Here is a 6,084-nt window from a genome sequence, read left to right as displayed (position 1 = left end):
TAGAATTCAAGCCTTCAAAGCCTAAAAACTCAGCTTGCATACTCTCATAAAAGCCCTCGCATTCGCATACAAGAAGCTCTTCTAGCCCCTCTTTTATGTAGGCTTTTGTGATGATAAAGGAGTGTTTTGAGGTGATTAGGGATGAGTGAGCTGCTTTCATTTTTTATCCTTTTGGCTTTGTGCTGTTTGAATTTTGTTTTGCTTTTGTTTTAAATACTTGCTTTAACTTTGCTTTGCTTGAATTTTGCTTAAACTTGTTTTATTTTTGGCTCAAGACAACTTAAGCAGATTTTGGCTTATCATTTTTAGTCTGGTTTTATATAAATTTTGTCCTTTGATTTTAGCATTATATCTAAATTCTGTTTTTTTAAGTGAGGGATACAATTTTCTTTTTTTATGCCCCTACATTTAGCCAAACTAAACTTTGCAAACTTCTACTACGCAGTTACAAACCCTAAGGCGAAGCAAAAAATAGCTCTCATCAACTTCAACCGCTTATTTTCTAAAGAAACTTCGTTTTGCTGATTTTTCACACTCTTTTGCTATTAAAATGCGAATTTCTCGCACTATCCTATTCACGCAAGGGCGAGAAAGCTTACACAAAACAGCGATTTTGCTCACACAAAGATCAGCACAAAAACACTCCAAGAATTGTTAAAATTTTCGCTTTTAAATGTAGGGCAAAAATATATACTAAGATCGATTTTACCAAGCTTTTAGCTGTCATTATATCAGCTAAAAGTATCAATCGTCTTTAAAAAACACCTTTGAATTTAAAAGCATTCTTAAGGCTTCATAAGCCTTTTAATGCTAGCCAAACGGTCTAGGGCCAAGTTTAGTGTCTCTTCTTTTTTAGCAAAATGAAATCTTATGTAATTTTGCACCCTATCTTTAAAAAAGCTAGATCCAGGAACAGCGGCCACTCCTACCCTTTCAATGAGCTTTTCGCAAAAAACAGTATCATCCTCCCAGCCAAACTCAGCTATATCAACAAGGACAAAATAAGCCCCCTGTGGATCCGTATAAGCTAGATCAAAATCTTTTAAGCCCTTTAAAAAGGTATCCTTCATAAGGGTGTATTTATGAGCTAAGTCCTCATAATAGCTTTGCGGAAAATTCAAGGCTACAACAGCAGCTTCTTGCAAGGGTGCAGCTGCACCGACAGTTAAAAAATCATGCACCTTGTGAGCCCTATCAATGATCTCTTTACTTGCGATCACATATCCAAGCCTCCAACCCGTTATAGAATAAGTCTTAGAAAGAGAGGAGCAAGTAACCGTTCTTTCAAACATACCATCTATTGCTGACATGTAATGATGCCTATGTGGGGCAAAGATTATATGCTCATAAACCTCATCTGTTATGACATAGACCTCATATTTTTTAGCTAGATCGGCTATGATTTTTAACTCATCAAGGCTAAATACCTTTCCGCAAGGATTAGAAGGATTACAAAGTATCATAGCCTTTGCTCCTTGCTTAAAAGCAGCTTCTAAGAGATTTGCATCGAAATTAAATTCAGGTGGATTTAAGGGCACAAAGATAGGAGTAGCTGAGCTTAAAATGGCATCTGCTGCATAGTTTTCATAAAAGGGACTAAAAACAACAACCCTATCTCCTGGATCAACAAGTGCCATCATAGTAGCCATCATAGCCTCTGTGCTGCCGCAGGTTACTAGGATATTTTCGTTTGGATCTAGATCAAGTCCTGTAAAATGCTTGTGTTTTTTAGCAAGGGCTTCTTTGAAATTCACAGCCCCGCTTGTAAGGGCATATTGATGAGGTCCCTTGTAAGCTACTTTGGCTAGCTCATCTAAGAGCTCTTTTGGAGGATCAAAATCAGGAAAGCCCTGAGAGAGATTTATAGCCTTATGTTTAAGGGCGATTCTTGTCATCTTGCGAATGATTGATTCAGTAAAAATGCTTGTTCTTTGACTTAATTTCTTCATCATCTAGTCCAAAACAAAATAAGCAAGAGTATAAAGGAAACATAAGAGTAAAATACACTACTTTTTGTATAAAGATAATTTCCTATCACAAAAAATGCCATAAAAAGTGGAAACAAGATATAAAAATAATGCTCAGCCTTGATATTTTGTTCCACCTCAGAAAGCGAGGAAAAGGTACTTAACACAAAAAACCAAATGCTAACAAGAAAAAAATAAAAGGCAAAGAGTAATAAAATGGGATTTTTAGGAACCACAAAGATCAAAAGCAAGGCAGAAATAAAGGGTATCACAAAGGTAAATACAGTGTAGATTATGGGTAAATTAGCAAAGGTAAATGGGGTAAAAAAGATGAAAATGGCTATGCAAATGCAAACTGTTCCACTGATCTGCTTGATAACTGACATCTTTTCATCAAAGGCCTCTTCGCGTTTGAAAAAATGCCTTTCATTTTGCATCTTTCTTTTTCTATTTACTCTTTTTATGTTTTTAATCAGCTCTTGGGCTGGATCTGCACTTTCTTTTTTCATCATCTCATCCTAAAACTTAAAGCCTTGTGTATATGTGCCTTGTTTATACACTCGCTTTCTTCTAAATCAGCACAGGTTCTTGCCACCTTTAAGACCTTATTAACAGATCTTTGAGAAAGGCTAAGCCTTGAAATTCCAAGATCTAAAATCTTTTCAGCCTCTTTATCCATCACGCAAAGCTCCTTTAAATCCTCATCCTTTAGCTTGGCATTAAATTCTTTTTGTCCTCTTTTTTTTTGAAAGATAAAGCCAGCTAGAATCTTCTCGCTTAATTCCTTTGAGCTAACAGAACCCTTATCCTCGGGGCTTGATTTCTCCATAGCCACATAAAGATCTATACGGTCTAAAATAGCCTGTGAGATGCAGCTTTTATATCTTCTTATTTCTAGGTCATTGCACCTACAACTTAGACTAAGAGAGAATAAATTCCCACAAGGGCAAGGATTTTGCGCTGCTGCGAAAAGAAATTTGGTCTCGTAATTTACCTTTGAATTCACACGAGATACTAAAATTTGATTATCTTCAAGAGGCTCTCGCAAACTTTCTATAATAGCCTTGCCAAAGTGTGGAAACTCATCAAAAAAAAGCACCCCTCCATTTGCAAGGGCTACCTCCCCTATCTTAGCCCCCCTTGTGCCTCCTCCAAAGATACTAGCCCTCGTGCTTGTGTGATGGGGATTACGAAAGGCTCTAAGGCTTGAAAATTCAGCATCCTTTGAATTTAAAGACTGATAAGCACTTGCTAAAAGCACCTCATTTAAACTTTGAGGAGGCATTATATAAACAAGCCTTTTAGCACACATAGACTTGCCACTTCCTGCACTGCCTTCAAATAAGATATTATGCATACCAAGGGCTGCTATCTTGCAAGCTTCTTTTGCATTTTCTTGCCCCTTTACATCCTTGTAATCATAAGGAAAATGCTTGTTTGCTATGTAAAGTTCATTTTCTATCATCTCAGGGCTTGAAAACAAAGGATGAGTGGCCTTTGCCTTGAATTTTTCACTGTCATTGGTAAAAAATTCAACCGCCTCATCAAGGCTCTCAACAGCAAAGACCTCTAAATTTGGAATCATAGCTGCCTTTTCAGACAAAGCCTTTGGGATCAAAACCCTTGCCTTTTTAAGCTTAGCAGATAAAAAAAGAAGCAAGGAAAAAAGCTCATTTGTACTCTTAACAGCACCGTCAAGCCCAAGCTCACCAAAGACAAAAAGCTCATCAATTTGTGCTTCTTTTTGAAGCAAGATTAAAATAGCCATTGCAAGATCAAAATGTGAGCCGTTTTTTGGTATGCCTGAGGGGCTTAAATTTATGGTGATCTTTTGAGCGGGAAAGGAGTAGTTTTTACTCATTAAACAAGCCTTGATTCTTTCTGTGCTTTCTTTTATGGCTGAATTTGGAAGTCCTACTATGGCAAAGCCAGGCAGTCCTCTTGTAAAGGTGCTTTCAACATCGATTATACAAAGTTCCTCACTAAGACTTAGACTTTTTAGCTTCTTCACCCAAGGACCTTTGTCTTTTTTCTTTTTGCTGCTTTTTAAATTCTTTCTCAAATGCCTTTCTCTTTGTGTAGCTAAGCTTTTCTATGAAAAGATGTCCGTTTAAATGATCAAATTCATGCTGAATCACCACAGCTAAAAAATCACTTGTCTCTAAAATTTTATGCTTTCCAAAGCGATCTTGATACTCAAGCCTCACATTTTTATATCTTTCAACATCCTCAAAAAAGCCAGGTATGCTTAAACAACCCTCATTAAAAACTATCTTCTCATCATCTAAAATTTTAAGCTCAGGATTAATAATCTCAAATAAATCCTCTTTTTTTTGCTCCTCGTTTTCATCAGGGATATTTGCTAAAAAGACCCTCAAAGGCACATTTACCTGAATCGAAGCAAGCCCTACCCCACAACCTTTAATCATAGTCTCATACATATCATCAAGAAGTTTATGCAAATCCTTGTCAAAGTTTTCCACCCTTTTTGAGCTGATGAAAAGTCTTTTGTTAGGATAGGTGATGATCTCCCTTTGCATCTAGCAAACCTTTCAAAAAGATAAAAATATCTTGTATAAAAAACAAAATTCTAGCAAATTTTAACTAATAAGGCTAGATTTTCTTAGTCTTTGTTTGTAAATTTAGGCTCAATTAAACTTAAACCAAAGGGTTTTTAAGTTAACGCCTATGAAAAACAAAAGTCCGTTCCCAAATTTCGCAGATATAATTTAAGGAATTTTGCGTTATTTTTTACTTCGCCTTACGGCTCCTCCCTTTGCAAGAATTGATTTAGAGGCGAAAAAAATCGCAGAAATTTGCAAAATAACTCGTGCTTGTGTGAATGCAATTTTGCAAGAAATTCGCATTTTAACTGCAAAATAGTGCGAAAAATCAGCAAAACGAAGTTTCTTTAGAAAATGGGCGGTGAAATCGAAGAGGGTGAAAGTTACTTTTTGCTTCATTTCGTCTTGCAACTGCGTAGTAGAAGGTGTAAGGCGTGTGTGTAGCAAGTGTGGGCGTGGGGCTAGCAAGAAAATGTCTGTGTTTTTACTTCGTTACCCCTCTTGTCCCTTTGCGAGAAGGAATGCTAAAATGCGAGGCTTGCGTTTATACACTCAAACACTTGTTCTGCTAAAGAGCTATTGCCTATTATAAGGGATTTTGCAGATCTAGAAAATATCACAATTTCAGGAGAGCTTCAAAGCCTACGGTGTCTTGGTGGATTTTTTGCTTCGTTTTGTCTTGCAACTTTTCAAGAAGGAACAAAGGCACATTATAGGGTAAAACACTCCAAATTCGAGTTTGCAAACGGGCAAAACCACATAAAGGCATAGAGAATTTCTGGGGACCTTGCTAGTTTATTTAGCCAAATTCTATGGCTAAAGAGAAAATTTTGTGTTTCACTTCAAATAAACAGAATTTAAATATAATATGAAAAATTTAGGGCAAAATTCTCATCAAAATTTACTAAAATTGATAAGCCAAAATCCTATTAAGTTTAATTGAGCCATAAATTTATGTATCAGAGATGGAGTATATCCTTGCTTTTTGGAAGTGATTTAAAGAAACTTAAGAAACTTTAAGACCTGTTTTTATGATAAAGAAACTTATAAAACTTGAATTAAGCCTTAAATATTTGGCTCAAGACAACTTAAGCGGATTTTGGCTTATCAACTTTAATAAATTTTGATAAATATTTTGTCTCAAAATTTTCGTCTTAATTCTGTTTCCTTTAAATGAAGGACAAAATTTTCCTTTTTAATTCCTTTAAATTTGCTCAATCTATGCTTGGCAAAGCCCCAGAAATTCTCAATTGCATTTATGTGATTTGTGCCTTTTGCAAACTCATTTTCCCTGTGTCTTACTCTATAACTTTGCTCCTTCTTGCAAAGTTACGAGTGCGTAGCACGAAGTAAAAAATCAACTAAACCATCATAAATAGCCAAGCAATCACTATAAAATTCTGTCTTGCTCATATCACTCAAATTCCTTATTATAGGTAATAGCTCTCTAGCCAAGCAAGCTTTTACAATCTGAGTATAAACTTGCCCATTTCGTTTTAGCATATCTTCTCGCAGAGTTACGAGTGTGTAGCACGAAGTAAAAAACTGGTGTT

Annotated in this window: 7 protein-coding genes and 1 pseudogene; 3 read left to right on the top strand and 5 right to left on the bottom strand. The window is 36.0% G+C overall.

Annotation, left to right across the window (positions count from 1 at the left end; all coding sequences use genetic code 11):
* Nucleotides 1–785: 785 nt before the first annotated feature.
* The 4 genes from DMC01_RS11815 to def are packed head-to-tail and all read right to left on the bottom strand — an operon-like array spanning nt 786 to nt 4,507.
* The gene (locus DMC01_RS11815) at nt 786–1,949 is read right to left on the bottom strand and encodes a pyridoxal phosphate-dependent aminotransferase (protein ID WP_142694400.1); all 1,164 of its coding nucleotides are present in this window, start codon (nt 1,947–1,949) and stop codon (nt 786–788) included.
* Nucleotides 1,949–2,476 (bottom strand): hypothetical protein, encoded by a 528-nt coding sequence (locus DMC01_RS11810; protein WP_142694399.1) that lies wholly within the window; start codon nt 2,474–2,476, stop codon nt 1,949–1,951. Before DMC01_RS11810 ends, DMC01_RS11815 begins: the two co-directional genes overlap by 1 nt.
* Nucleotides 2,476–3,978, bottom strand: coding sequence for a YifB family Mg chelatase-like AAA ATPase (locus DMC01_RS11805; protein WP_142694398.1), 1,503 nt, complete (start codon nt 3,976–3,978; stop codon nt 2,476–2,478). The genes DMC01_RS11810 and DMC01_RS11805 overlap by 1 nt, the downstream gene beginning before the upstream one ends.
* Nucleotides 3,950–4,507, bottom strand: coding sequence for a peptide deformylase (gene def / locus DMC01_RS11800; RefSeq protein WP_142694397.1), 558 nt, complete (start codon nt 4,505–4,507; stop codon nt 3,950–3,952). Before def ends, DMC01_RS11805 begins: the two co-directional genes overlap by 29 nt.
* A gap of 199 nt (nt 4,508–4,706) precedes the next feature.
* Here def and DMC01_RS13885 point away from each other — a divergent pair, with 199 nt between their 5' ends.
* From DMC01_RS13885 to DMC01_RS11795, 3 genes are all read left to right on the top strand, one after another.
* Entirely contained in the window at nt 4,707–4,850 is a 144-nt protein-coding gene (locus DMC01_RS13885; RefSeq protein WP_185908918.1) for a hypothetical protein, read from the top strand.
* Between the two features lie 115 nt (nt 4,851–4,965).
* Entirely contained in the window at nt 4,966–5,103 is a 138-nt protein-coding gene (locus DMC01_RS13880; protein ID WP_185908917.1) for a hypothetical protein, read from the top strand.
* A 7-nt stretch (nt 5,104–5,110) separates the two neighbouring features.
* On the top strand, nt 5,111–5,302 hold the full coding sequence (locus tag DMC01_RS11795; RefSeq protein ID WP_142694396.1) for a hypothetical protein: 192 nt from the start codon (nt 5,111–5,113) through the stop codon (nt 5,300–5,302).
* Nucleotides 5,303–5,609: 307 nt separating this feature from the next.
* Here the strand turns inward: DMC01_RS11795 and DMC01_RS16895 are convergent.
* A pseudogene (locus DMC01_RS16895) lies at nt 5,610–6,084 on the bottom strand (hypothetical protein); the annotation flags it as partial.

The sequence above is a fragment of the Campylobacter troglodytis genome (assembly GCF_006864425.1).
Classification (GTDB): domain Bacteria; phylum Campylobacterota; class Campylobacteria; order Campylobacterales; family Campylobacteraceae; genus Campylobacter_D; species Campylobacter_D troglodytis.
Note: the sequence above shows the minus strand (reverse complement) of the source record. Positions and strands in the feature narration are given on the sequence as shown.

Bases quoted from the DNA above. Each gene is read 5' to 3' on its own strand.
- DMC01_RS11810 (WP_142694399.1), bottom strand. From the start codon at position 2,476: ATGAAAAAAGAAAGTGCAGATCCAGCCCAAGAGCTGATTAAAAACATA.
- def (WP_142694397.1), bottom strand. From the start codon at position 4,507: ATGCAAAGGGAGATCATCACCTATCCTAACAAAAGACTTTTCATCAGC.
- DMC01_RS11815 (WP_142694400.1), bottom strand. From the start codon at position 1,949: ATGAAGAAATTAAGTCAAAGAACAAGCATTTTTACTGAATCAATCATT.